This window comes from Paenarthrobacter sp. NPDC090517 (genome assembly GCF_044769165.1).
Taxonomy (GTDB): Bacteria; Actinomycetota; Actinomycetes; order Actinomycetales; family Micrococcaceae; genus Arthrobacter.
In genome coordinates this window covers 1,440,385-1,465,372 of the sequence record NZ_JBIVXN010000001.1, presented here as the reverse complement: position 1 = coordinate 1,465,372, position 24,988 = coordinate 1,440,385, and the positions used below count along the sequence as shown (strand labels likewise).

At 62.6% G+C, this 24,988-nt stretch carries 20 protein-coding genes and 1 pseudogene; 12 read left to right on the top strand and 9 right to left on the bottom strand.

Translation table 11 applies throughout. From position 1 onward, the window contains the following. Positions 1-27: 27 nt before the first annotated feature. Genes ACIQTW_RS06755 through ACIQTW_RS06740 form a run of 4 tightly spaced genes read right to left on the bottom strand, consistent with a single transcriptional unit; the run spans position 28 to position 4,774 of the window. Positions 28-1,137 carry a M24 family metallopeptidase gene (locus ACIQTW_RS06755; RefSeq protein WP_402935159.1) on the bottom strand — a complete coding sequence of 370 codons (1,110 nt, stop codon included), beginning with the start codon at positions 1,135-1,137 and terminating at the stop codon, positions 28-30. Beyond that, positions 1,134-3,200 (bottom strand): DUF6807 family protein, encoded by a 2,067-nt coding sequence (locus tag ACIQTW_RS06750; RefSeq protein ID WP_402935156.1) that lies wholly within the window; start codon positions 3,198-3,200, stop codon positions 1,134-1,136. Before ACIQTW_RS06750 ends, ACIQTW_RS06755 begins: the two co-directional genes overlap by 4 nt. Beyond that, positions 3,197-4,594 (bottom strand): dienelactone hydrolase family protein, encoded by a 1,398-nt coding sequence (locus ACIQTW_RS06745; RefSeq protein WP_402935153.1) that lies wholly within the window; start codon positions 4,592-4,594, stop codon positions 3,197-3,199. Before ACIQTW_RS06745 ends, ACIQTW_RS06750 begins: the two co-directional genes overlap by 4 nt. A gap of 15 nt (positions 4,595-4,609) precedes the next feature. Further along, entirely contained in the window at positions 4,610-4,774 is a 165-nt protein-coding gene (locus tag ACIQTW_RS06740) for a hypothetical protein (RefSeq protein ID WP_402935150.1), read from the bottom strand. 42 nt (positions 4,775-4,816) lie between these two features. Here ACIQTW_RS06740 and ACIQTW_RS06735 point away from each other — a divergent pair, with 42 nt between their 5' ends. The 3 genes from ACIQTW_RS06735 to ACIQTW_RS06725 all read left to right on the top strand — a co-directional run bounded on the left by ACIQTW_RS06735 (position 4,817) and on the right by ACIQTW_RS06725 (position 8,170). Then, complete coding sequence (locus ACIQTW_RS06735; protein ID WP_402935147.1) at positions 4,817-5,761, top strand: carbohydrate ABC transporter permease; 945 nt, start codon at positions 4,817-4,819, stop codon at positions 5,759-5,761. Then, a complete protein-coding gene (locus ACIQTW_RS06730; RefSeq protein WP_402935144.1) occupies positions 5,754-6,686 on the top strand; it encodes a carbohydrate ABC transporter permease in 933 nt (310 codons plus the stop codon). The genes ACIQTW_RS06735 and ACIQTW_RS06730 overlap by 8 nt, the downstream gene beginning before the upstream one ends. A 113-nt stretch (positions 6,687-6,799) precedes the next feature. Beyond that, a complete protein-coding gene (locus ACIQTW_RS06725) occupies positions 6,800-8,170 on the top strand; it encodes an ABC transporter substrate-binding protein (RefSeq protein ID WP_402935141.1) in 1,371 nt (456 codons plus the stop codon). Between the two features lie 136 nt (positions 8,171-8,306). On the opposite strand, the gene ACIQTW_RS06720 is transcribed toward ACIQTW_RS06725, so the two are convergent. After that, positions 8,307-10,343 (bottom strand): beta-galactosidase, encoded by a 2,037-nt coding sequence (locus tag ACIQTW_RS06720; RefSeq protein ID WP_402935138.1) that lies wholly within the window; start codon positions 10,341-10,343, stop codon positions 8,307-8,309. A 205-nt stretch (positions 10,344-10,548) separates the two neighbouring features. Here ACIQTW_RS06720 and ACIQTW_RS06715 point away from each other — a divergent pair, with 205 nt between their 5' ends. The 5 genes from ACIQTW_RS06715 to ACIQTW_RS06695 are packed head-to-tail and all read left to right on the top strand — an operon-like array spanning position 10,549 to position 15,736. Continuing rightward, positions 10,549-11,835 (top strand): ABC transporter substrate-binding protein, encoded by a 1,287-nt coding sequence (locus tag ACIQTW_RS06715; RefSeq protein ID WP_402935135.1) that lies wholly within the window; start codon positions 10,549-10,551, stop codon positions 11,833-11,835. Between the two features lie 49 nt (positions 11,836-11,884). Next, entirely contained in the window at positions 11,885-12,838 is a 954-nt protein-coding gene (locus ACIQTW_RS06710) for a carbohydrate ABC transporter permease (protein WP_402935132.1), read from the top strand. Continuing rightward, positions 12,835-13,761: a carbohydrate ABC transporter permease gene (locus ACIQTW_RS06705; protein WP_402935130.1), complete on the top strand. Its 927-nt coding sequence runs from the start codon at positions 12,835-12,837 to the stop codon at positions 13,759-13,761. Before ACIQTW_RS06710 ends, ACIQTW_RS06705 begins: the two co-directional genes overlap by 4 nt. Before the next feature lie 21 nt (positions 13,762-13,782). Then, positions 13,783-14,424: a Poxvirus protein I5 gene (locus ACIQTW_RS06700; protein WP_402936254.1), complete on the top strand. Its 642-nt coding sequence runs from the start codon at positions 13,783-13,785 to the stop codon at positions 14,422-14,424. A 37-nt stretch (positions 14,425-14,461) separates the two neighbouring features. Beyond that, positions 14,462-15,736 carry an MFS transporter gene (locus ACIQTW_RS06695; RefSeq protein WP_402935127.1) on the top strand — a complete coding sequence of 425 codons (1,275 nt, stop codon included), beginning with the start codon at positions 14,462-14,464 and terminating at the stop codon, positions 15,734-15,736. Positions 15,737-15,847: 111 nt separating this feature from the next. Here the strand turns inward: ACIQTW_RS06695 and ACIQTW_RS06690 are convergent, their stop codons facing one another. Next, a complete protein-coding gene (locus tag ACIQTW_RS06690) occupies positions 15,848-17,941 on the bottom strand; it encodes a DUF6807 family protein (RefSeq protein ID WP_402935125.1) in 2,094 nt (697 codons plus the stop codon). Positions 17,942-18,211: 270 nt separating this feature from the next. Here ACIQTW_RS06690 and ACIQTW_RS06685 point away from each other — a divergent pair, with 270 nt between their 5' ends. The 4 genes from ACIQTW_RS06685 (at position 18,212) to ACIQTW_RS06670 (ending at position 21,239) form a co-directional block, all read left to right on the top strand. After that, on the top strand, positions 18,212-19,231 hold the full coding sequence (locus tag ACIQTW_RS06685) for an acetylxylan esterase (protein WP_402935122.1): 1,020 nt from the start codon (positions 18,212-18,214) through the stop codon (positions 19,229-19,231). A 220-nt stretch (positions 19,232-19,451) separates the two neighbouring features. Continuing rightward, entirely contained in the window at positions 19,452-20,600 is a 1,149-nt protein-coding gene (locus tag ACIQTW_RS06680) for a 3-deoxy-7-phosphoheptulonate synthase (RefSeq protein WP_402935119.1), read from the top strand. A 162-nt stretch (positions 20,601-20,762) separates the two neighbouring features. Beyond that, positions 20,763-20,975: a helix-turn-helix domain-containing protein gene (locus ACIQTW_RS06675; protein ID WP_017199160.1), complete on the top strand. Its 213-nt coding sequence runs from the start codon at positions 20,763-20,765 to the stop codon at positions 20,973-20,975. 165 nt (positions 20,976-21,140) lie between these two features. Then, positions 21,141-21,239: a 30S ribosomal protein bS22 gene (locus ACIQTW_RS06670; protein WP_003792170.1), complete on the top strand. Its 99-nt coding sequence runs from the start codon at positions 21,141-21,143 to the stop codon at positions 21,237-21,239. Positions 21,240-21,500: 261 nt separating this feature from the next. Here ACIQTW_RS06670 and ACIQTW_RS06665 read toward each other — a convergent pair whose 3' ends face one another. The 3 genes and pseudogenes from ACIQTW_RS06665 to ACIQTW_RS06655 form a co-directional block, all read right to left on the bottom strand. After that, positions 21,501-22,139, bottom strand: a complete 639-nt coding sequence (locus tag ACIQTW_RS06665) for an endonuclease domain-containing protein (RefSeq protein WP_402935116.1) — start codon at positions 22,137-22,139, stop codon at positions 21,501-21,503. A gap of 452 nt (positions 22,140-22,591) precedes the next feature. Further along, positions 22,592-23,792: pseudogene (locus ACIQTW_RS06660) on the bottom strand (IS110 family transposase). Between the two features lie 247 nt (positions 23,793-24,039). Beyond that, entirely contained in the window at positions 24,040-24,900 is an 861-nt protein-coding gene (locus ACIQTW_RS06655) for an HAD family phosphatase (protein WP_091470483.1), read from the bottom strand. Positions 24,901-24,988: the final 88 nt, after the last annotated feature.

The window sequence follows — 24,988 nt, the reverse complement described above, 5'->3', positions numbered from 1 at the left end:
CCGCCCCTTTCGTGTTGGGTGCAGGTGCTAGGGGCGCAGCGTCAGAGGACGACGGCGGCCGTCCACTTCGGTGGTCGGCCAACGGTGGTCAGTAGTCAGGACTCGCAGGCCGGCATCCGTGAGCAGCACCGTGTCCTCGATCTTCACGCCAGGCCCCGACGGATTCCACGTAAAGGGCTGGTTGTGCACCACCGTATCCGTGGCGTCAGCGGTGACCCTGGGATCGCGGCCCGCGTAGCCGGCCGGTCCGCCTTGGTGGTGAAGCGTCCACTGGTCCTCGCCGAAGCCGTGCCGCGCATAGGACTGCCTAGTCTCGGCGAAGATTTCATTGAGGCGGGCCCCGGGCACCGTGGCCCTTAGGATGTCGGCCTCAACAGCGGCGATGCGGGCCTCGGCGTCGAGCTCCCGGGGAGTGCCGGCGTCGAACGCTACCCACCGGGTGACGTTGGCTACCAAGCCGTTCCGGCGGGCGCACACTACGGCCATGGCCCGCCGTCCGAGGGGGGAATGCGTGGCGAGTGGATGGCGGAAGTCGCTACGGGAAGCACCGTTGCAGAGCAGGACAAGCGGCTCGGCACCCACAGCCACAATCCGCGCTGCCAGCTCCGAGACGAGCTGAAATTCCGTGGTTTCCGGCGTCACAGCCGTGAGGACATCCGTCATGGCGGCCGCGGCGTCGGCGGAGAGCGCGGCGTATCGGGCTGCCTCCGCGGGCAGGAGCTGCTGCCGGGCTGCGCGAAGTTCGGCCGTCACGGCCGCTTCTGCCAGCGGGTTGCCATCAGCGGCCAGGCCCGCAGCGGCCGCATGCAAGTGGCCGTGCCACGGTACCGTGTCCAAGCTGACGCCGTCAGGCAACTCCTCTGCGGCGATCCGTCCGGCCTCATTGTTGAATGTGACCAGATGGTCGCCCGAGCGGTCCACCAAGAGGGCCGCGATGGGGTCGCCTGCCAGGCTGATATGGACCCGGCTGCCGTCCAGGTACCAGGTAAGGGCTGTGTTGGTTGTGAGCAATAGCGAGTCGCGGCCCGCAGCGTCCAGGATGTCCAGCACCCGCTGGCGCTTCACTGCACGGTCGGCGACGTTGCCGGGAGCAGTGAGGGCAGTCAGAGCCGGCGTTATTTGAGTAGGCGTGGTCATGCCGATTCCCCCAAGGTAGTGATGAGTTGTTCGATGTCTTGTGTTGCCAAAAAGCCGTCCGCGATGATCACTGTGACCGTTCGATGGACAGGGTGGCCGGGTTCCGTGACCACCGGCGCATCCCACGCCAAGGACAGTCCGACGCCGGGGTAGCCCGAGTGCCGCACGAACCAAGGGTCAGGCGCTTGGGGTGCTGCAAGAAACACGAGCGTGGCCGGATGGCCCAGCCCGGGATCGCCGGCGACGTGTGAGGCCCCGGCGGTTCCGGCGTCGAACGTTCCGGACCAGGCCAGCCAGGGCGCCACGCTGCCGTGTACGGCGTCCTCGCCCCTCGAATCAGGAGTCCAGATGGTGGCGTCGCCAACCTTCGGCAGCCGCCAGAAGAAGCCGCCGTAACCGCCTTGCGACCGCCCGTTGGAGCCCGGACTGCCCAGCACCACCGGCCTCCCGGTGGCGGACTCCAGGTTGAAGTCCAAGGTGAGTTTCCACGCTGAATTTCCGACGGCGGCCCAGCGCCACTCGCGTTGTTCGCGGAGTACCGGTGATCCGTCGGGGCCGAGCCAGCTCAACTGTTCGCGCCGCTCTCCGTCAGCGTGCTCCGCGGCTTCAACCACAATGCGTCCGTGGTCTTTCCGCCAGACGTATGCCCCGGCGTCGCGGATGTATGTCCGGCCGCCCCAGAAGTTGATGCCGTCAACGTCCTGGAGGGCAACTCCTGCTCCGAGATGCCACACGTGATCCTCCGGGACGTGATCGGTAACCACGGTGCCGGCGAGCGTCCGCACGGGGTGGAGGTAGGGCCGCGGCGACGACGTAGGCCGGATACGGGATCCGTCCTGCAAAGTTGCGACGGGCGTGCCGTCAATATCCAGGGTGGGTCCGCCGGATAAAGTCCAAGGGGCGCCGAGCTCAGCAAACGTGGCCTGCCCCAAGGCTGCCCGGTGAATCAACGACTCGATGCCATGCACCACGGCGTGGGCGTCGTTGCCGGTGCCTTCCCAAGTGATGAAGTCTGAAGGTATCTCCCTGGGTGCTTCGGCCGTTCGGATGGCCTCCGTGACCGAAACATAGGCGCCGGCTCCCGAAAGAGGGCTGAGGAGATCCTGTTCGCTGCGGGCAGCCAGCAGGTTCTCCAGCAGGTCTATCCGTCCGAATGTCTCGGTCCGGACACCCTGTGGAGAGGTGACCTCCAGACGGTCCTCCGTATAGAAGAGCGTGAGCTGCCCCAGCGTCCCGTAAATGGTGACCGACGGCGCGGACTGCACGGGAGCGCAGAGCGTCAGGGCGCAGGTCAGGACAGTATGGCCCGTCAGCGTCGTGCCACCTGCCATCCGGACCCTCACCACGGAGGTGTCGTCACTTTCGGTATCGTTTGCCCGGTAAAGGTCGGTATCCACGGATTCAACGTCCGCCACGGTTCGGGCGCCAGCCAGCCGTAGCCCGGTAGCCACAGCATGCGCCAAGGCGTTGGTGGCCACTCCGTCCACCACGTCGGTCCCGTTGAGGCTGCGTTTTCCGGCCCACCGGGACCGTTTGAAGTACGCCTTGCTCCGCAACCACTGCCCAGTGGCGCTGATGCCGCGGACTTCGCCGATTTCGCCGGATTCCACCAAAGTTTCGATCGCAGGCAGGGCCTCCGACCCCAGGCTCTGGAAACCCACCTGCACCAACCGGCCCGCGCTCGCGGCCGCTGCCATGACCTCTTGGTATTGCGCCATGGATGCCACCGGCGGCTTCTCCAGGTAGACGTTGGCCCCGGCCTTGAGGGCAGCAAGGGCAAGCGGCGCGTGCGTCTGGATAGGTGTGGAGACGATGACGACGTCAGGGGCGGTTCCTGCAGCCAGGAGCTCGCCAAGGGAAGCAAAGACCGCGACGTCGGGCCCGAGCGTTCCCTCTTCCGGGGGTTGCGGATCGGCCACAGCAACCAGCTCGAGGGCACGGTCAGCGCCCAGGCGGGCAAGGTTTTCGAGGTGCCGCTCGCCGAAGCCGTGCACGCCCACGAGTGCGATGCGAGGGAGCCGGGCATTGCCCTCCACTGTGGTGGCGGTGAGGGGTTGTGTCATTGGTATGTCCTAGTGGAATCAGGTGTGGGCGTACTGGTGGGTTGGCCGGGCTGCAAGGTTGCGGTGAGGAAGGACGCAGCCTCGTCCTGCATTGCCGGGGTGAAAACGTGGGGTTCCTGCCAAAAGCTGCCCGTGTAGCGGGCCGGCATATTCTCCAAGAGATGGTGATGGGCATCGCGCATTCCCTGTACCGGGAAAAGCCGGTCAGCCAGCCCGTATTGGACAAGGACCGTGGCACTTGAGCGGACTGCCAGATCCGGCCAATCTCCGAGCTTTGCCAGCCCGGGAGTGTGCAGCAACCAAGAGTGCGCGTCCAGGTAGGAGGGCAGGAGGGAGCCGAACGTGGTCATCATGCACGTCACCACGTAACTGCGGATCAACGGGCTCAGCGCAGCGAGCACCATCGCCCGCCCGCCACCGCCGGAGAAGCCCACGCAGCCAAGCCGTTCAATGTCCACGCCCGGAAGCGACGCGAGGATACGGAATGCCGCGAGGTCGTCGTGCGCAACGGTCCCGGCAACACTGGTGCCCATCAGCGTTGCGGCCTTCGCCACCGTTTCCTCGTGGGCGGCAGCCGCTGCGTTGTATTGTTCCGCTGCTGAAGGTTCGACGCCGGCCTCCCGCCAGAGTGCGTTCCGGCCGCTGACGGCATTGGCAGTTCGCCAAGGAAGGGGATGAAGTTCGAAGCGGCGGCTGCCCCACATGAAAGTGTCGTGGGCAAGGACGGCGAAGCCCTGTTGTGCCAACCACGTGGCAAGTGCCCGGCCGCCATAGAGCTTTGCACTGATATCGAGGGGCGGCAAAGCAAGCGACGCAGAACCGGGGACACTGCCGGGCTTTCCGCCCGAGGGCCCGCCGCCGTCGGGATTGTCGTGGCCGTCTGGCAGGGCAACAAGCCGCTCAGCACCGTAGGCCTTGATCCCGCCGTGGCAGTGCAAGGCGAGCAACCCCGGCAGCGGCCCCGTGGCGCCGGCCGGCCGCACGAACCACGCGGACGTTCCAGGCCCGAAACCCAACTGCCACTGCAGACGCGAGGTGATGACGCCGTCGTGCTCAGATTCTGAGACCACTGCGCTTTCCAGGTCCGGTGTTAGAGCGGGCATGCCGAGCGTGTCAGCGAGCTGCGCGGCTTCCTTGGAGTCAGGGGTGTGCCGGTTCCGGGCGACGTAGTCCGGCCAATCCTCATAGCCAGCCAGTGCGCTGGGGCGGGTGGGGGATGCTGCCATGTCAACGGCGGTCATGGCAGGCGGAGTCAGTGGGAAACAATAGTGTCCTGCCTTGTCGATGCGGAAGGGTGTGCGGTAGCGCACGCCGGGTTTCTTCAGCGTGGAAAAACATGTTCGTGCAGCTTTGCAAGAAAACGCTTTCTCAAAAATTAGCAAAAGGCTGTACATGGGTCAAGAAAACGTTTACTTTGGTACGGAGCCGCTGAACACCGGGACCTGGAGCCTGGCGCTTCCGAGGGGTAGCGCCGAACTAATGGCGGCGTCCTGGATGGCAACCACCAACCACACTTGTATTCCGTGGATGGCCACGATGACCAAAGGAGACCACATGGCCGCTGTACTACGCACGGGGACGCCGCAAGGCGTTCGCGCTCCGGCGAGGGGGAAGCAATGAGCGCTATAGGCGAACTCTCCACGATGACCCGCCGCAAGGGTCCCATGTCCAAAGAAGAGAAGAAAGCGAACGGCCGCGACAACAAAGCCGCCTACGTTTTCCTCCTTCCGTGGCTGATTGGCCTGGTCGCCATCACCGTGGGACCCATGCTGATGTCGTTGTACCTGTCCTTCACGGACTACAACCTTCTGCAGCCGCCGGAATGGGTGGGGCTGGATAACTTCGTCCGCATGTTCGGCGATGCCCGCCTCCACAACTCGCTCCGCGTCACGTTCACGTACGTGCTGGTGGGTGTGCCGCTCCAGTTGGGCGTGGCCCTGCTGATTGCCCTGGTCCTGGACAAGGGGTTGCGCGGACTGCCGTTCTACCGTTCCATTTTCTACTTGCCGTCCCTGCTGGGCGGATCGGTGGCAGTTGCCATCCTCTGGAAGCAGATTTTTGGCACCACCGGCCTGGTGAACCAGGTCCTGGCGATGGTTGGCATTGAGGGACCCGGTTGGATCTCGGACCCCAATACCGCCCTTGGTTCCATCATCCTGCTGCACGTTTGGACCTTCGGCAGCCCTATGATCATCTTCCTGGCCGGCCTTCGCCAGATTCCCGTGATGTATTACGAAGCCGCCAAGGTTGACGGCGCCACCACACTGCAGCAGTTCTGGCGGATCACCCTTCCGATGCTGAGCCCCATCATCTTCTTCAACCTGGTGCTTCAGATCATTGGCTCGTTCCAGTCCTTCACGCAGGCGTTCATCGTCTCCGGCGGCAACGGTGGCCCGTCCGACTCCACCATGTTCTTCACCCTGTACCTGTACCAAAAGGGCTTCGGTCAATTTGATATGGGCTACGCCTCAGCGATGGCCTGGTTCCTGCTGGTCATCATCGGCGTCTTCACCGCCATCAACTTCATCGCTTCAAAGTATTGGGTGTTCTACGATGACTAAACTCCAGACCCTCCCCGCCGCCTCCGGTTCCTCCTCAGGGAAGGACGGAAAGAGCCCGCGACGCCGTGAATCCCCAGGCAGCCTGGCCTTCAGCCGCAGCGCCCGTATCAAGGGCCTGGTCAAGCACGCCATCCTGATCATCGTGGGCGGGGTAATGATCTACCCGCTGCTATGGATGGTGGTTTCCTCCCTGCGCCCCAACGACCTCATCTTCCGCGAACCCGGCCTGTGGCTGGAGGGCCTGGAGATGAGCAACTACACCGATGGTTGGTCTGCCCTGACGCACCCGTTCGGGCACTACATGGTCAATTCGGCCATCGTGGTCCTCGGCTCGATCCTTGGCAACCTGATCTCCTGCTCCATGGCCGCCTACGCCTTCGCCCGCCTGCAGTTCAGCGGGAAGAAGATCTTCTTCGGCATCATGCTGCTGACCATCATGCTTCCGTTCCACGTGGTGATCGTGCCCCAGTACATCCTGTTCTCGCAGATCGGCTGGGTGAATACGTTCTGGCCGCTCATCGTGCCCAAACTTCTGGCAACGGACGCGTTCTTTGTGTTCCTGATGGTTCAGTTCATTCGCGGCATACCGAAAGACCTTGATGAGGCGGCCCGTATTGACGGTGCCGGCCACCCAAGGATCTTCCTCCGCGTGATACTGCCCCTGATGGTTCCGGCGCTCGCCACCACCACCATCTTCACGTTCATTTGGACCTGGAACGACTTCTTTGGCGCCTTGATCTACCTCACGGACCCGGACATGTTCACGGTTCCTGTTGCTCTTCGGGCCTTCGTCGACTCGCAGTCTGCAACCAGCTGGGGCTCGCTCTTTGCGATGTCCATTGTGTCCCTGCTCCCGGTGTTCCTGGTCTTCCTCTTCGGCCAGCGGTTCCTCATCAAGGGCATCGCGACTACAGGCATCAAATAGGACAAGTAAGACAAGTAAGCATCTTGTAATACAAGATTGTGACTTGTATCATAATCGCAACGAGAAAACGCTTTCTCAGTTCGCATCGAGATCAAAGAAGATCGGAGACAACAGTGCCGGTAAATCCAAAGGGTGAAGCAGTCGCCCCCGCAACTGCCTCAAAACCCCGTGTGTCAGCGCCGAAGGCCAAGCGCAGGCTACGTGCCTCCGCTCTCGTTGCGGCCACAGCAGCCGCAGTCCTCGCCCTCACCGCATGCGGTGGTGGCGGAGGCCCCGAGGCGAAGAGCGCAGATGGCAAGGTGGAGCTTCGCTTTTCCTGGTGGGGCGGGGACAAGCGGGCGCAGCTGACGCAGGAAGCGATTGCCGCCTTCGAGGCGGAAAACCCCAACATCAAGATCAAGCCCGAATACGGCGACTGGAGTGGCTACTGGGACAAGCTGGCCACCCAGGTGGCAGCCAACGACGCGCCGGACATCATTCAGATGGACGAAAAGTACATCACTGAATACTCCACGCGTGGGGCACTGCTGGACCTTTCCAAGTACGACATCGATACGTCCAAGCTGGATGAAGCCGCGCTGAACGCCGGCAAGGGCGAGGACGGGCTGACCGGCATCGCCGCGGGCATCAATGCGGCCACCATCCTCGCCAACCCGGCGGTCTTCCAAGCGGCGGGCGTCCCGCTCCCTGACGATAAGACCTGGACTTGGGAAGACTTCGAACGAATTGCAGCCGAGGTAACCGCCAAATCCCCGAAGGGAACGTATGGCGCGGCTGCTTACGGCACGGATGAAGCTTCCCTTGGTGTGTGGCTGCGACAGAATGGAAAGTCGCTTTACACCAAGGACGGCAAGCTTGGATTCGAGCCCACGGACATCAAGGGCTACTGGGAATTCCTGAAGCAGATGAGCGAAAACAAGGCTGTACCCACGGCGTCGGAAATCGTTGAAGCGGAAGCCGCGCCGCTTGATCAGAGCGGACTGGCCACGGGCAAGAACGGAATGGCGTTCTGGTGGTCCAACCAGCTTCCGGCACTCGAGAAAGCTGCCGGCGGCGAGTTGCAGATCCTCCGCTTCCCGTCCAAGACCGGCAAGGCTGAAGATGCAGGACTCTGGTACAAGGCATCGCAGTTCTGGTCCGCTTCCTCCCGGACCAAGCACCCTGAAGAGACGGCAAAGTTCATCGACTTCCTCGCCAACAACGTCAAGGCCGGAGAGATCCTCCTTGCTGACCGCGGCGTGTACCCGAACTCTGACGTACGCGATGCAATTGCTCCCAAGCTGGCCAAGGCAGACGTGAAGGTGGTCGACTTCATCGGCGCCATCAAGGAAGAACTCGGGGAAGCTCCGGCTGCCCCGCCGAAGGGCGCAGGCGCCATCCAGGAGATCATCAAGCGCTACACCTCCGAGGTCATGTTCAACAGGCTCTCGGCGGAAGAAGCAGGCAAGAAGGCCGTGGACGAAATGAAGTCCGCGATCAGCTAGCCTCCAAAGGAACCGTGCCCCGGGCGAATCATTCGTGATCCGCCCGGGGCACGGTTTTTTCGTGTTTCCACCCAACTGGGTAGCAGATGATGCCGTTATGACGCGTCATAACGGCATGATCTGCTACTTACTTGGGTCAGTCTTCCGCGATCACGGCCACGGCTCCGGCGGGTACCACGCCAGTGAAGCGGGCGCCGCTGAGCAACTCGCCGCCGTCGGCCTTCACTGTTACGTCCTCCCGGCTGTGGTTGATGGCAAACAGGAAGCTGCTTCCATCAGCGGCGCGTCGCCTGACAAGTTCGACGGCGGTGGACACCTCGCTCACGGCCGTCACCCCTGCTTCCTCCACAAGTCGGGCGGTGAGCGAGTCGATGCCATCGGCGTCGGGAAGAGTGGCGAGGTACCAGGCCGAACCTGATCCGACGGTGCGCCGGGTGAGGGCCGGGACGCCGCCGAGCGGGTAGTCGGTGAAGGTTGCCAGCACCTCCGTGTCCTCAGCAGCGTGAACGTGTTCGCTCCACACGGAACCTGCGGTTCCGGGTTCAAAAACTGTTCCGTCGCTCAACGTGACCGACGTGCCGGGGAAGATCGGGTGGAATTCCTCGCTCCGAACCCCCAGCAGATCGCGGAAGGCGCCCGGGTAGCCGCCAAGCCTCACGTGGTCCCGTTCGTCCACAATGCCACTGAAGTAGCTGATGAGCACGGTGGCACCGGCCGCAGCTGCAGCAGTAATCGAGGCAGCCGCAGCGTCCGTTACGGAGTACAAAGTGCACACCAGAATGAGGGCATAGCCGGACAGATCCGAGGACGGGTGCACGAAGTCCGCAGTGATCCCGCGCAAGTACAGGGAACGGTGGATGGCACGCATGGTGTCGAGGTATTTCAACGAATTGTTCGGGTGCGAATCCAACTCCGCGGCCCACCAGGCTTCGTAATCGAACACGATCGCAACACGGGATTCCACGCGGGACCCTTTGACGGGTTCCAGCTTGGCTAACGCCTCGCCGAGATTCACCACGTTCCGCCACACCTGAGTGTCCCGGCCGCCGTGGGGGACCATGGCCGAGTGGAACTTCTCCGAGCCGGCTTTGCTTTGCCGCCATTGGAAGAACATGACGGCATCGGCGCCCCGGGCTACGTGGGTTAGCGAGTTCCGGAGCATTTCGCCGGGCATCTTGGGCTGGTTGTGCGGCTGCCAGTTGACCGCCGACGTCGAGTGTTCCATGAGGATCCACGGCTCGCCACCTGCCACTCCGCGGGTGAGGTCGGCGCTAAAAGCGAGCTCGATTTCGCGCTCCGGGTCCGCGGCCACGAGGTAGTGGTCGTTGGCGATGACGTCCATGTCTTGGGACCAATCGAAGTAGTCCAGGGCTTTGGTGGCGCTGGAAACCATGAAGTTGGTGGTCGCCGGAATGTTGGGAGTAACCTCACGGATCACGGCCAGCAGCTCGCGGTAGTAGTCGATGAACGCCCAGGAGTTGAAGCGGGCGAAGTCCAGTTGTTGCCCGGGATTGAGGGTGGTGGGTGCGGCCCCCGGTGGGATGATCTCGTCGAAGGAAGCGTAGTGCTGCGACCAGAACGCCGTTCCCCATGACTCGTTGAGGGCCTCGATGGAGCCGTATCGCCGTTCCAGCCATGCCCGGAAAGCGGCGGCGTCCTCCTCGCCGTGGAACTCGCCAACGTGGCAGCCAAGCTCGTTGTCCACATGCCAGAGCGCCAGGGCCGGGTGGTTTTTGTATCGTTCGGCGAGCACGAGGGTCATGGCGGTGGCGTACTTGCGGTACACGGCCGACGACGGCGTGTAGTGGCGTCGTGAGCCCCGCTCCAGCCTGGTTCCTTCCGCAGTGACCGGCAGGATTTCGGGGTATTTGCGGGCCAGCCAAGCAGGGGGAGAAGCGGTGGCTGTTGCCAGGGCCACCTTGATGCCGGCCCCGTGAAGGTTGTCCATGACATCGTCCAACCAGCCGAAATCGTAGTGTCCTTCAGTGGGCTCCAGGAGGCCCCACGAGAAAATGCCGACGCTGAGAAAGTTGACGCCGGCCTCTTTCATGAGCTCGATGTCCTCGAACCGGATGTCTTCCGGCCACTGCTCCGGGTTGTAGTCGCCGCCGTAAGCGAGGCCGTCGAGACTGTTCCAGACGGACGGACTGCGGGGGATTTCGGGGGAGGTCAAGGGGACTCCTTCGTCAGGTTGGCAGTGCTGGTACTCATGGTACGGAGTGATGGGTGCAGCGTTTCAGTAAAATCACGTTCATTGGAAAACGCTTGCCCAGATTCCCGATAAGGGATATTGTATCGATTCAGAACGAGTGTAAGCGAAATCACTGCCACGTTGTAGAGAACTCGGAAGCTTGCACCAACTGAGCAAGGAGGCTCTCATGATCGATAGAAGGAAATTCCTCACCACGGTGGCTCTCGGCACTGCATCTGCCGCGTTCCTCTCCGCTTGTGGCCAGTCCTCGACAGCGGGACAGGCGGGCTCCGCGGAGAACCCCGTCACCATCAACTACACCTGGTGGGGCAATGACGACCGGGCAGAGCGTACCCGCAAGGCGATTGCCCTGTTCGAGTCCAAGAACCCGGACATCAAGGTGAACGGCAACTTCACTGACTTCGCCGGATACTGGCAGAAGCGTGCCACGGAGGCAGCGGGCGGCGGCTTGCCGGACGTCATGCAGTGGGACCTTTCCTACCTGCGGGACTACGGCCAGCGGAACCAGCTGCTTGACCTCAGCACCGTGAAAATCAACACGGACGCCTTCGATAAGTCCCTCCTCCCCTCGGGGCAGATCCGCGGCAAGACCTACGGCATCCCCACCAGCACCAACGCCTTCGCGGTCTACTACGATCCCGCCAAGCTCCAGAGCCTGGGCGTTGCCGAGCCGGATGGCCAGTGGACTTACAAGGAGTTCAACGCGTTCATGCTCGAGGTAGGACAGAAGGGCAACGGAGCGTTCTACGGCGGCACCGACTACACCGGTGTGTGGTGGATGTTCAACATCTGGCTGCGCCAGAACAACATCCAGGCCTTCACGGACGACGGCAAGCTGGGCTTCACCAAGGACGACCTCAAGAAGTGGTGGAACACCACGGCCGAGCTTCGTGGCACCCCCGCACTCGTTCCTGAAGAGCGGGTCACCCAGCTCGCACCCAAGTCCGCCATGGGTTCGAACGTCACTGCCAGTGAAGTTACGTGGGACAACTTCATGGCCGGCTACCTGGGTGACAGCGGTGCCAAGGAACTCAAGCTGGTGCCGGTCCCGTCGGATGACCCGGACAACCTGGGCCTCTTCCTCAAGCCCTCCATGCTCATGGTGGCCAGCGCCAAGACCAAGTACAAGGATGCTGCTGCCCGCTTCATCGACTTCATGGTCAACGACCCCGAAGTTGGCCAGATCTTCAAGACCTCCCGCGGTGTCCCGGCGTCGAAAACCCAGCGCGACGGCACCACCTTCGAAGGTACCGACAAGCTGGTGGTGGACTATGAGAAGTCCATCGAGAAGTACCTCAAGGACGCCCCTGAGCCGCCCATCGTCGGTTTCGGCACGCTTGAAGCCTCCTTCAAGCGGGTCAGTTCCGAACTGAACTACGGCAAGCTGACCCTGGATGGCGCAGCCGATGCATGGTTCAAGGAAGCCGAAGACCTCATCAAGCAGAACGCCTGACCAGACCCATGCGTCTGATCCAGGCTTTCCCGACTGACGGACTGATCTCGTGACTCAAAGCCCAACCCTGAGCAGGCGCTCATCGTCGTTCGCCTCCCCGCAGCCGCGCAAGTCGCGGCGGCGGGGCGCGGATGCCCGCGCCGGCTACACCTTCCTGTTGCCTTGGCTGCTGGGATTCATTGCCCTGACCGTAGGGCCGATGATTTCCTCGCTGTACCTCTCCTTTACCAACTACAACCTCTTCGAAGCTCCCAAGTGGATTGGGCTGGACAACTACACCACCCTCTTCCAGGACGAGCGTTTCCTGCAGTCGGTGGGCGTAACCCTGAACTACGTCATCTTCGGTACGCCGTTGAAGCTCGCTGCCGCGTTGGCGATTGCCATGTTGCTCAACAGCAAGCGCAAGGGCCAGGGCTTCTACCGGTCCGCGTTCTACGCACCGTCCCTGATCGGCGCATCCGTGTCCATCGCCATCGTCTGGAAGGCGATGTTCGGTGACGCCGGCCCCGTAGACCAGGGCCTGTCCTTCTTCGGGATCAACCTCGGTGGTTGGGTGGGCAACCCATCCATGACCATGCCCATGATGATCCTGCTGACCGTTTGGCAGTTCGGTGCCCCCATGGTGATCTTCCTGGCCGGCCTCAAGCAGATTCCGGCGGACCTCTATGAAGCAGCCTCGATGGATGGCGCCGGTCCGGTGCGGAAATTCATGAACATCACCTGGCCCATGCTTTCCCCGGTGATCTTCTTCAACCTGCTGATGGAAACCATTCATGCATTCCAGATCTTCGCTTCGGCCTACATCATTTCCAACGGTGAAGGCGGCCCGGCGGGTTCCACCCTCTTCTACACCCTCTACCTGTACTTGCGCGGTTTCAGCGACTTCCGGATGGGCTACGCCTCGGCAATGGCCTGGCTCCTGGTAATCGTGGTCGGCGTCATCACGCTGATCTTCTTCAAGACCTCCAAGTCCTGGGTCCACTACAGCGGTGATTCGAAATGACAACCATGGCAACACCCACCCAGAACCAGCCGGCAAGGCCCACGGCGTCGGCACCGGTGTACAACCCAAAGTCCGAGTCCACCACGGCCAAGCGCATCAAGAGCGCCATCTTCCACATTGTTGCCTTGGCACTGGTAGCGATGGTCCTCTACCCGGCCATCTGGATGATCTCCGCGTCCTTCAAACCGAACTCCGAGATCGGCGGCGCCAACAACGCGCTGTGGTCGAACAACTTCAGCTTCGACAACTTCGTCACGGCCATGGAAGGAATCGGCGGCGTCTCCACGCTGACGTTCTTCACCAACTCGTTGATCCTGGCCGTCGGCGCCGTGGTGGGAACCGTCCTCTCGGCGTCCATCTCCGCCTACGCCTTCGCCCGGATCAACTTCCCCGGCCGAGGCCTGTTCTTCGGCATGATGATCGCCACCCTGCTCCTGCCGTTCCACGTGGTGATCATCCCGCAGTACATCGTGTTCCAGCAGTTGGGGCTGGTGGACACCTATGTGCCGCTGTTGATCGGCAAGTTCCTCGCCGCGGACGCGTTCTTCGTGTTCCTGATGGTCCAGTTCATGCGCGGCCTCCCGGCCGAACTCGACGAAGCAGCCCGTATCGACGGCGCAGGTCACGTGCGGATCTTCGGATCCATCATGCTCCCGCTGATGAAGCCGGCCCTGATTTCCACCTCCATTTTCTCCTTCATCTGGAGCTGGAACGACTTCCTGGGCCCGCTGCTCTACCTCAACACCCCCGAAAAATACCCGCTGCCCCTCGCATTGCGGCTCTTCGTCGACCAGACCCAGAGCTCGGACTACGGTGCCATGATCGCCATGTCCGTCCTGGCGCTCCTGCCCGTGCTGGTCTTCTTCCTGGTCTTCCAGCGCTACATCGTCGAGGGCGTTTCGACGCAGGGTCTCAAGGGCTAAGGACAACAGAGAATGAGCACCATGAACGCCACAGGCAAGCCTTCGGGGAACCCCGGAATTCCGGTAAACCGCTTTGCCCTCTTCGCCGAGACCATCCTGGCGGGAGTTATCGTGCTCCTCCTCTCTGTCCCGTTGGTGACGGCGCCGGCTGCCTACGCGGCCGGCGTCGCGCACCTGGAAAGGCACCTCAGCGGGAGGGACGATTCCCTCCGGAGCCTGTGGGGGAACTTCCGTCGTGCGCTTCCCGGCAGTTGGAAGATGGGAATCACGACGGCGGTAGCCGTCGTCGTGATTGTCCTTAACCTGTTGCTCGCCCTGGTGGGTCAACTGCCCGGCCGGGTGGTGATCCTGCCCGCTACGCTGGTTTTGGCTGCAGCAGGCGCAGTGCTCTTCCTGCGGATCGCCGCCAACTGGAGCGGAGGCGTCAACTGGAGTGGCGATGCTGATCAGCAATCCGCCGAGGTTCCCGGTCCGCAGCGGTGGGCGGTTGCCTACTCGCAGGCCAAAGCTGATGCACTGCGCGACTGGACCGGTTCGCTGCTTTTGCTTGCTGCAGTTTTCATGACAGTTGTGTTCGTTTGGATGCTGCAGGCACTGTTCGTCATAGTGCCGGGGACCTTGGTCCTGGCCGCAGCTGCCATAAAAATCCGTTCCCGCCGTTGAGATCCGACCCAACCCGCTGAATCGAGCAGATCACTTCGTGTCGCCGCGCCCGTTCCCACCGCGCCCCAAATCCACCACACCCCGTGCCCGCTCCACGGAAAGCTGGCACTACCCCCTAAGGCACCACAACTACCGGATCTTCGTCACCCTCTCCCTTGTAGGGAGCGGCGGCGTGTGGATGCAACGGCTTGCCCAGGACTGGCTGGTGTTGCAGCTAACGGGTAGTCCGGCCGCAGTGGGCCTTGCCGTTGCACTGCAGTTCCTGCCCATGCTGGTAGTGGGGCCCATCAGCGGCGTACTGGTGGACCTTTTTCCCAAACGGCGCATCCTCCTGGTCTGCCAGTCCGTCGCTGCGTTGCTGGCCGCCGGCCTCGCCGTATGGAACGCCATGGGTGGCACGGACGTCTGGGTGGTCTATGCGTCCTGTATTGCCCTGGGAATCACCAGTGCCATCGATGGACCGGCCCGGCAGGTGTTCGTCAATGAAGTGGTGGGTGACGAAGGACTTCCCGCCGCTATCGGGCTGAACAGTGCGATCGGCCAGTTGGGAGCCATGGCTGGCCCTGCGCTGGCGGGCGTGGTTATTGCCCAAGCGGGGCCGGCGGCGGCGTTCGGTGCCAACGCTTTGATTGGTGTATCTGTCCTGGTCATGATTGCGTCCATCAGGCCAGGGGAGCTGCACCATTCTCTGGACGCGCCTGATCCCACTGCCCGCAAAGGCCAGATCCTCGCGGGTTTCCGCTTTGTCCGAGCACGCCCACCCTTACTGTTGACCATGCTGCTCGCGGGCTTGTTGGGCGCCTTCGGCATGAACGGCCCCGTAGTTCTCGCGGCGTTCGCGGACGGAGTGTGGCATAGCGGACCGGCCGGCTTTGGGCTCTTCAACACCGTCAGCGCTTTGGGAGCACTTGCAGGGGCGTTGGTTGCAACACGGATCAAGCGCTTTGGACGAAAGGGGATTGTGGCCAGTGCCGGGCTCTTCGGCCTGACGCAAGCCCTCGCTGCATTGATGCCCACCCAAGAGTGGTTCGTGGTGATGCTCATAGTTGTGGGCTTCATGACCCTGGTGTTCCTCACGAGCGCAGCCACCGCGGTGCAGCTCGAGGCCGGGGCAAGCGTGCGCGGCAGGGTACTGGCACTGTACTTCCCGCTTCTGTTGGGCGGTCATGCCTTGGGTGGCTTGCTGGCCGGGTGGCTCACGGAGGACTTCGGCGTCCGGACGGGGCTTGTGGTCACGGGAGCGCTGGGGATGGTATCTGCGGCCGTGATTGGCTTCCTGCTCTGGCGCTTTTCGGCCCGCCGCCGCGCCTAGCGGGCCGCCGGTAATTGCCAAACACCGCGCCTTCGCGTTGCGGGGCCCGTTCTGCAGGCTATTCATGGCAAATACCATGCAGGGCGGGCCTCACAACGCGTCAGCGAGCACTCATCTGCCTGAAACCAAGCCCTCGATCTCCGCCACATCCAAGATTCCGTCGCTCATCCACACAGTGTTCGTGCGGGTGAGGGAGTCACCTGCCGCCAGTTCCACCGCCGCATCCCATGCCAAGGCAGAACCCACCGCCGGATAGTCGCTGCACCGCACGAACCAGGGGTCCGCCGATTCGGAAGGTGCGCCAAAGACCAGAGTGGCAGGGCCGCCGTCGAACTCTCCCGTCCAAGCCAGCCACGGAGCCACGGAACCGTGGACTGACGGCTCGCCATCGGCTGTGGAGGAGAAGACGCGCGAGGAGGCATTGACAGGAAGGCGCCAGAAGAATCCGCCGTAACCGCTGCCGGCAGCACCGTGGGAGCCGGGACTGCCAAGGGAAACATCCACGACGGCGGTGAGTCGGGTCTGGATCCCGAGTCGCCACGTGCGCGCATCCAAGAGCGTGCGGCTCAGGGAGCGTCGCTCGTTCAGGACAAGTCTGCCGTCGGATGCGAGCCAGTTGAGGTCCAGCGTGGTGGCATTTTCTTTCCGGGCGACACTCGCCGTCTCGATCCTTCCGTGGTCCTTCAAATCCACGTACTTTCCGGCCGTCCTGCGGTAGCTGCGGCCGCCCCAGAAGTTGCTTCCGTTGACGTCCTGCAGTGCGAAGCCAGCACCAAGGTGCCACACATGGTCTGAGGGCAGGTGGTCGGTGAGCACGATGCCGGCTGGTGTGGTCACCGGGTGCAAGTAGGGCCGCGGGGAGAGGTCGGGCTCGAGGTTGCTTCCTGAACGGAGGACTGCGGTGGGCGTTGAGTGGGTGTTGGTTGGGACGGCTTCGGCGGCGGGGGCGTCGGTCGGGACGGCTTCGGCGGCGGGGGAGAAGAGCGCCTCGGCGCCGGAGGTGATCGGCCGCGCCCAAGGAAGCCCCAGTTCGGAGAAGGTGGAGTGGGATCGGGTGGCGCGTTCCAGGATGTCCTCGATGTGCGGGATCACCGCATGGGCTTGCTCGCCGCTTCCTACCCATTCGACGCATTCCCCGGGAATTAGCGCGGGTGCCTCGGCTGTGCGGATAGCTTCCAAAACGCGCATGAACGCGCCGCTGTGATCGAGGGGGCTCAGCAGCGGCGTGCCCTCGGACAGATGCTGGAGAAGGTTCTCCGTGAGGTCATCCCGCCCGAAGGAGTGAGCGGTTTCGCCTGCCTCAGTGCGGACCGTTACGCGGTCTTCTGTGTAGTGGAATACCGCCGTACCTTCCGTTCCGTGGAGTGTGACGTAGGGTTCCACGGATTCGGTGGCGCAGAGGGTGAGGGCGCATGTGATGGGCAAACCGTTGATGGTGCGCAAGCGGATCACGGATGTGTCGTCCGCCTCGATATCGTTCGCGCGGTAAAGATCCGTCTCCACTGACGCGAGGTCGTTCGCTGCCCGTGCTCCTGCGATGCGGAGCGCAGTGGCGATTGCATGGGCCAACGGGTTGGTGGCGACCCCATCAACCACATCAACGCCGTCGAGGTGGCGTTTTCCTGCCCAGCGGGAGCGCTTGTAGTAGGCGCGATCCCGGACCCAACGGCCCGTAGCAGAAATTCCCTTCAGGCTGCCGATGCTTGGCAGCTCTTCCGAGGCTTCCCCGCCAGCCAGTTTTTCCAACGCCGCCAGGGCGTGGGATCCGAGGCTTTGGAAGCCGATTTGGACACTGCGGCCAGCCTGCTCCGCCGCTTCCTGGAGACGGAGGAAGTCGCTCATCGAGGCCACCGGGGGCTTCTCCAGATACAGATCTGCCTTGGCCGCGAGCACAGAGAGGGCTAACGGAGCATGGGTCTGAATGGGGGTTGCCACGATAATGACATCCGGACGATGCTCGCCGACCAACAGCTCATCCAGGTTCGCGTGGACGGCTGTGGTCGCGGGCAGGTCTCCGGGCGCCGGGGGATTCGGGTCGGCCACGGCCACAAGATCCACTTTGCCTTGGCTGCTGAGGCGTTCGAGGTTGCGCAAGTGGTGTGTGCCGAAGCCGTGAACCCCCACGAGGGCGATCCGGGCAGGTGTCGTCCCGGTGGCAGCGGCAGTCGCGAAGGGTGTTGGACTACTGGCGGACTGGGTGTCCATGGTTCTCCTAGGCTGGCGCGGCAACGAGGGCGCGTGACGCCGTCGTCTGGGTCTTCACAAAAGTGTTCGGGCGGGATTAGGCTACACCTCAGCAAACGCTTTCCCGCGACCGACCTTGTCCAGTTTAGCTCGATCGCCACGGAAATGTAACGATTCAAGCGGGCGCAAATTGTTGGATTCCAGATGACGTAGGATGTCCTCTGGTAGGCGCAACAGCCCGCAGCCACGCCTGAATCAGCCCAGTCAGACCCACCTGAACCGGAATGGACCATGCCTCTCTTTGACCTTCCCCTTGATCAGCTCCGCGACTACACCTCCGCAGCACAGGCGCCAGGCGACTTCGAGGAATTCTGGGACCGCACCATCGCAGATGCCCGCGCGCTCCCGCTTGATGCGGTGTTTGAGCCAGCGGACAACTACCTCAGTGTGATCAACACCTTCGATGTCACCTTCTCCGGCTTCGGGGGAGACCGCATCAAGGGCTGGCTACACGTACCCGCGCAACTCGAGCCGGAGGAGCATCTGCCCGTGGTTGTGGAGTACATCGGGTACTCCGGTGGCAGGGGATTGGTCAATCAGAACACCCGGTGGGCGCAGGCAGGCTACGCGCACTTCATCATGGACACCCGCGGACAGGGCTACGGCGGAGTCTCCGGCGACACCCCGGATCCGCACCCGTCTGCCGGTGGCGTCAACTACGCCGGCCTCATGACCCGAGGCGCCGATCATCAGGATAACTACTACTTCCGAAGGGTCTACGTGGACGCCTTCCGCGCGGTGGAAGCGGCACAAAGCCATCCCGCCGTCGACCCGTCCAAGGTTGTGCTGACCGGCGTTAGCCAGGGTGGCGGCATCACTGTTGCTGCTGCCGGGCTGACGGCTGGAAGGCTCGACGGCGTTATTGCCGCGCTGCCCGACGTCCCGTTCCTGCAGGACTTCCCTCGCGCGATCGACATCACGCCCCGTGGCCCGTACCCCGAGATCGCAGGATTCCTGGGCCGGCACCGCGAAAAGTATGAGCCCATGTTGGCCGTCTTGAACTACTTCGACGGCGTCCACCTGGGCCGCGCCGCCACGGTCCCGGCGCTGTTCTCTGCTGCGCAAATGGACGATATCTGCCCTCCGTCAACGGTGTTCGCGAGCTTCAACAACTACGGCACCGGCTCTCGCGGCCACGACGGTGCGCCTGAAAAGGACATTGAGGTCTACCGTTTCAACAACCACGAGGGCGGGCAGGAGCACCACTGGATCAAGCAGCTACAGTTCCTGCGCAAACTGCTGTCATCTTGATGGACACGATTTGCCTGCTGTGAAGAACCGCGGTTATGGTGTGGCTATGACTAAGCGTTGGTATGCGTATTTTTCGTTGGCTCTGGAGGGGCCCGCGTCTAACTGACACGCATCCAACTTTCCTTCAGAGCCAACAGGGCAGAGATGATTCTCTGCCCTTCGCCATATCCGGCGGGTTCTGAAAAGGGGCCCGCTCCGCATCCCGGAACAGGACCCAGAAATGACCAGCATCGCCGCAGACCCCATCGAATCGCTCGACTCCGCTGAATCCGGAGCCGCCGCCCAGCCCGCTACCTCCAATCTGCGGGTTGCCCGATTCGAGCCGCTTCCGGCCCCGCAGGACCTCATTGCCGAGTTGCCGCTTGACGGCCGCTCAGCTGCCGTCGTCGACCGTGGCCGGGACCAGGTCCGTGCCATCATGGACGGCGTGGACGATCGCCTCCTGGTGATCGTTGGCCCGTGCTCCATCCACGATCCCAAGGCTGGCCTCGAATACGCCCGCCGGTTGGTCAGCCAGGCCGAGAAGCACAAAGAAGACCTGCTGATCGTCATGCGGACCTACTTCGAAAAGCCCCGCACCACCGTTGGTTGGAAGGGTCTCATCAACGATCCCCACTTGGACGGCAGCCACGACATCGCCGCCGGCCTCCGCGCAGCCCGCGGATTCCTGAAGCAGGTCACCGCGTTGGGCCTGCCCACTGCCACCGAATTCCTCGAGCCCATCAGCCCGCAGTACATGGCTGACCTTGTCTCCTGGGGCGCGATCGGCGCCCGCACCACCGAAAGCCAGATCCATCGCCAGCTTGCCTCCGGGTTGTCCATGCCCATCGGCTTCAAGAACGGAACCGACGGGGATCTCCAGGTGGCCATCGACGCTTGCGGTGCCTCCGCCGCTGAGCAGGCCTTCCTGGGAATCGACGACGACGGCCGCGCGGCTCTCGTAGCGACGTCAGGCAACCCGGACACCCATGTGATCCTCCGTGGCGGCCGCAAGGGCCCCAACTACTCCGCTGCCGATGTGGCAGCTGCGTCATCCAAGCTTGCAGCAAAGGGCCTGAACCCGCGCTTGATCGTGGATGCCAGCCACGCCAACAGTGGCAAGAGCCATCACCGGCAGGCCGAGGTTGCACTGGAAATCGGGGCGCAGCTCGAAGCGGGGGAGACCTCGCCGATTGCCGGCGTCATGCTGGAAAGCTTCCTCGTGGGAGGGGCTCAGAACCTGGACGTGGCCAAGCAGCTCGCGGGGGAGCAGGAGCTGGTTTACGGCCAGAGCGTCACGGATGCCTGCATGGAATGGGATGTTACGGCCTCGGTGTTGGAGCAGCTCGCAGCGTCGGCACGGAAGCGTCGTGCGGTGGTTGCGGCGTAGATCCGGAAGCCGGGCCGGAGGTTGTCCCCAAGTTACTGGAGGCTCTTTCACATTGGCACCATCAGCCTCTAGAGTATCTAGCACATGGTTGTTTGATGGCTCAGCATCGGCACACCGTCCACTGGGGGTGTCCTACTGTCTGAGAGCAAAGGAATATGGGAAATGTCCGCGGAGACTAACTTCTCGAATGCGCGTTTCATGACGGTGGCCGAGGTGGCCGACGTCCTGCGTGTTTCCAAAATGACCGTGTATCGCCTGGTCCACTCAGGGGAAATGCCCGCCGTAAGGTTCGGCCGTTCCTTCCGGGTCCCTGAAGAGGCTGTTGCCCAGTACCTCAAAGGTGCCGTGGTGGACGGTCAATCCGAGACCGCCTGAGGCTTACCGGGGTCCGTCCCGCGGACCGTGGTCATGGGGTGCCCCTTTGAAGCGGTACTCTGTTAAGGAACGTTTTACGTCAATGTAAGAATCTGTCAGTTGTACTTGTCTGCTTCCGCGGATCTGTTCCAACAGACAGGAACTTCTAGTTTGTAAGGAACTTTCGTGGGTTCAGTTATTAAGAAGCGCCGCAAGCGTATGGCCAAGAAGAAGCACCGCAAGCTGCTTCGTAAGACTCGCCACCAGCGCCGCAATAAGAAGTAGAGATACTTCATCAAGCGTGAATGCCCGTTGCCTCTCGAGGTGGCGGGCATTTTTGCACCCCACGCTCTCTCACGTCCCTCGGGTTTGGTGGGGACGCTCGCTCACGTCCCTCGGGTTTGGTGTGGACGCTCTCTCACGTCCCTCGGGTTTGGTGTGGTCGCTCGCTCACGTCCCTTGGGTTTGGTGTGGACGCTCGCTCACGTCCCTCGGGTTTGGTGGGGTCGCTCTCTCACGTCCCTCGGGTTTGGTGGCGTCGCTCGCTCACGTCCCTCGGGAAAAGCCCGCACTGACCGCGGGGTCCAGCCAAGCTGATCGCAGAGCGCTTTTGATTTTCTGCGTGGCCGCCGAGAAGTTGTCTGCCAAGTCACTCTTGCCAAATTTGAGGACCGTCCAGCCTGCTGATTCGAATGCTTTGTCGCGCCGCCGATCGCTGGATATCTGTTCCCGCTCGTGGTGATGACCGCCGTCGTACTGCAGCGCTACTCGCCGAACACGAAAGCCCAGGTCGGCGGACGGGGAGAACGGATCATTCTGTCGGAGCTGCACCTGCAGTTCGGGTTCGGGAATTCCTGCGTCCAGCATCGCCAAGCGGAGCAGCGACTCGGGAGCGGAGTCGGCGCCCACCCGCATGAGGTCCAGTGCTTCTCTTGCCCGAACAACGCCCTGCAGATTCTTGTGTCTGTCCACCAATTTGCGAAGGGCTTCAAGTGTAGTGAAGGCGGTCTCGCGTTCTTCGAACTCTGGCCGGGGAGTGCGAATGAGCTGGTCGCCCATGCAGACGAGGTCGGGAACCCGCAGGCGTCTTGCGAGATCCAACCAGGTCCGCGAACGAGTGCTCATCCAGATGCCCTGGACATACTCAATCTCATCCTCGATGGCTATTACGGTGTGTCCGATCACTCCTTTGCGCCGAACAGACGGGAGATGCCTGGGCTTGCTGAGGTGCAATTCGTTGGAATCTGATAACCAGGGTGGCAGAAATATGCCATGAAGCCGGGCGGCGGTTACATGGGAGATCCATGCACCGGGAGTTGCAGCTGATAGTGATCTGGCAGCCGCAGACAGTTCGAAATCCCAATCGGAAGGCCGATAAACACCACGGCTAACCCTGTCGATTTTGGCGCGATTCCATAAGTGCGACCTTGTAAGTCCGGCAGTCTTGGCCTCGTCGAGGGTGAAGGGTGCAGCGGTCAGTCGGGGAGGAAGCGGTGCGGCATTCTGCATACCGGCATTCTTGCCCAGAAAGCCTTGAGCCGTCGGAAGTTATCCACAGGCTGGTCGAGGGCCATGCAGGATGTGAGAGAGGGATGGGTTCAAGCGCGAGGGATGTGAGAGTGTCCCTATGTTTTTCGTCAAGTGGTTTTCGGTGTTGGGTGTTGGTAGAGGGTGCCGTCGCGGAGCATGGCGTAGAGGGTGTCGCAGCGTCGTCGTGCCAGGGCGATGAGTGCTTGGTTGTGGCGTTTTCCTTCGGCTCGTTTGCGTTCGTAGTAGGCCCCGGGAGGGCGGGTCGTGGAGCGCGGCAAACGCGGAGAGGAACAGGGTTCGTTTGAGGACTTTGTTGCCTTTTCTGGAGGAGTGGTCGCCGCGGATGGAGGACCCGGATCGCCAGGTGACAGGGGCAAGTCCGGCGTAAGAGGCCAGGTGCCCTGCGGTGGGGAAGTCTTTCCCGGCGATTTCGGTGAGGATTCGTGCGGCGGTCCTGATGCCCACGGCCGGCAGGGACATCAGGACCGGGTGAAGAGGGTGGGCCTCCACGAGAGCTTCGACCTGGGTCAGGACCGTGGCGCGGCTTTCGTGGAGTCCGGAGAGCATGGCCGCGAGCTGGGGCAGCACGATGGTTGCGGCGTTCGTTCCCACGACAGTGACTGTTTGCCGGCCCAGGGCCTCGATGATTTCATCGGCAAGGCGTTCGCCCATCCGCGGCGCGAGTTTGGTCAGCCGGTTCCCGATCCGGCGCCGGCCCGCGTGACGGAGCGCTTCGGGGGTAGGCCAGGTCCGTAGCAGGTCCAGCACCGCAGGATGGTCCATGTAGGGTCCCAGCACCCTTTCCAGAGCCGGGTGGATCTGAGTGAGCAGCCCACGGATCCGGTTCGAGGTCGCCGTGGCCTGTTTGGCCAGGTCCTCGTCGAACCCGCAGAGCATGCTCAGCTCAGCGAGCTGCTCATCGGCCAACTGCACCGAGCGCAGGGCGTGCGGCATGGTCCTGGCGGCCTCGGCGATGATGAACGCGTCCCGGGCATCGGTTTTCGCCTCTCCGGGGTGAAGATCCGCGATCCGGCGCATCGCCAGCCCCGGCAGGTATCCGACCAGCACACCGGCGGCCTGGGCCACCGCCACGGGAAGCGCGCCGATGGTCGCGGGCTGGTCAACGACAAACAGGATCCGACCGATGTCTCCCAGCTCGGCCAGGATTTCCCGGATTTTGGCTTCATCGTTCGGCAGCGCCCGGTCCAGCAATTTCCTGCCGGCCCGGTCCACGGCAACGGCATGATGGAGGCCCTTGCCAACATCCAGCCCAATAAACACCTCGACACCGTCGTGGTTCGTGATCATCTGGCACCTCCAGTCGTAGTCAACTACCGCACTGGCCTGCCATCGGTGTCAGGACCCGGCACCCACGTTACGCACGACGTTCCCGAACTGTCCTGCCCCTATCAGCGGTCTCCCGGCACCTACCAACCCCGGTGACAACACTCTCAAGATCATCGGATCGACAGAGGGTCGCAATCATGCCGGGGTCAGCAGGCCAGCACACCCATATCCTGCACCAGGAAACAGGCTACGAAAAAGGTAACGAGGGTTAGATACGGGGGCCACGGAACTTTGAGAACCCACGCCACAGTCCGTACACAGCTCCGCCGACGGTAGCGGCTTTGAGACCGAGCGTTGCCGCGCGGCGTCCGGAGCGGAAATCGTAAACGGGCCAATTGTTCTCACGAGCGTGCCGCCGAAGCTTCGCATCGGGGTTGATCACTACGGGGTGGCCCACCATGGTGAGCAAAGGAATGTCGTTGGCGGAGTCGCTGTACGCCCAACAATGGTCCAGGTCCAATCCCTCGCGGTCAGCCACGAGTTGGACCGCGATGGCCTTTGCAGGGCCGTGGAGGATGTCGCCAACGAGCTTTCCCGTGTACACGCCTTCGTCCACCTCACCCACTGTGCCCAAGGCGCCCGTTAGGCCGAGCCGGGTAGATATCACCGTGGCTACCTCAATGGGCGTAGCCGTCACGAGCCACACCTTCCGGCCGACCCGAAGGTGCTGTTCTGCCAGCGCCTTGGTTCCCGGCCAAATCCGTGACTCGATCATTTCGTCATAGACCTCTTCGCCCAGGGCCTTGATGTCATCAACAGTGATGCCGGCAGCAAGGGTCAAAGCAGAGTCGCGTACGGAGTGGACGTCTTCCATGTTTTCGCCGCGCATGACGAACTTGAACTGCTTCCAAGCGAAACCGGCAGCTTGGGAAAGAGTGAACGCTTTGCGTTCGTACATTTTGCGCGCCACGTGGAAGAGGCTTGCACCCTTCATCAACGTATTGTCGACGTCGAAGAAGGCGGCTTCGCCAGCGTGCTTCCGCACGAGATCCTGTTTCGCCGCGTCCCTCTGCGCGGTGTTTTGCACCAAGGCATCTGCGACCACGGCGGCGTTCTTCTCCTCGGGCATGCCTCGAGTCTAGTCAATCGCCGGGAACTGCGGTTGAGGGCACACGTCGGTGTCTCAGAAGGGTGTGGGATGTGAGTGAGGGTTGGTG

Bases quoted from the DNA above. Each gene is read 5' to 3' on its own strand.
- ACIQTW_RS06755 (WP_402935159.1), bottom strand. From the start codon at position 1,137: ATGACCACGCCTACTCAAATAACGCCGGCTCTGACTGCCCTCACTGCT.
- ACIQTW_RS06750 (WP_402935156.1), bottom strand. From the start codon at position 3,200: ATGACACAACCCCTCACCGCCACCACAGTGGAGGGCAATGCCCGGCTC.
- ACIQTW_RS06745 (WP_402935153.1), bottom strand. From the start codon at position 4,594: ATGTACAGCCTTTTGCTAATTTTTGAGAAAGCGTTTTCTTGCAAAGCT.
- ACIQTW_RS06735 (WP_402935147.1), top strand. From the start codon at position 4,817: ATGAGCGCTATAGGCGAACTCTCCACGATGACCCGCCGCAAGGGTCCC.
- ACIQTW_RS06730 (WP_402935144.1), top strand. From the start codon at position 5,754: ATGACTAAACTCCAGACCCTCCCCGCCGCCTCCGGTTCCTCCTCAGGG.
- ACIQTW_RS06715 (WP_402935135.1), top strand. From the start codon at position 10,549: ATGATCGATAGAAGGAAATTCCTCACCACGGTGGCTCTCGGCACTGCA.
- ACIQTW_RS06705 (WP_402935130.1), top strand. From the start codon at position 12,835: ATGACAACCATGGCAACACCCACCCAGAACCAGCCGGCAAGGCCCACG.
- ACIQTW_RS06700 (WP_402936254.1), top strand. From the start codon at position 13,783: ATGAACGCCACAGGCAAGCCTTCGGGGAACCCCGGAATTCCGGTAAAC.
- ACIQTW_RS06690 (WP_402935125.1), bottom strand. From the start codon at position 17,941: ATGGACACCCAGTCCGCCAGTAGTCCAACACCCTTCGCGACTGCCGCT.
- ACIQTW_RS06685 (WP_402935122.1), top strand. From the start codon at position 18,212: ATGCCTCTCTTTGACCTTCCCCTTGATCAGCTCCGCGACTACACCTCC.
- ACIQTW_RS06680 (WP_402935119.1), top strand. From the start codon at position 19,452: ATGACCAGCATCGCCGCAGACCCCATCGAATCGCTCGACTCCGCTGAA.
- ACIQTW_RS06675 (WP_017199160.1), top strand. From the start codon at position 20,763: ATGTCCGCGGAGACTAACTTCTCGAATGCGCGTTTCATGACGGTGGCC.
- ACIQTW_RS06655 (WP_091470483.1), bottom strand. From the start codon at position 24,900: ATGCCCGAGGAGAAGAACGCCGCCGTGGTCGCAGATGCCTTGGTGCAA.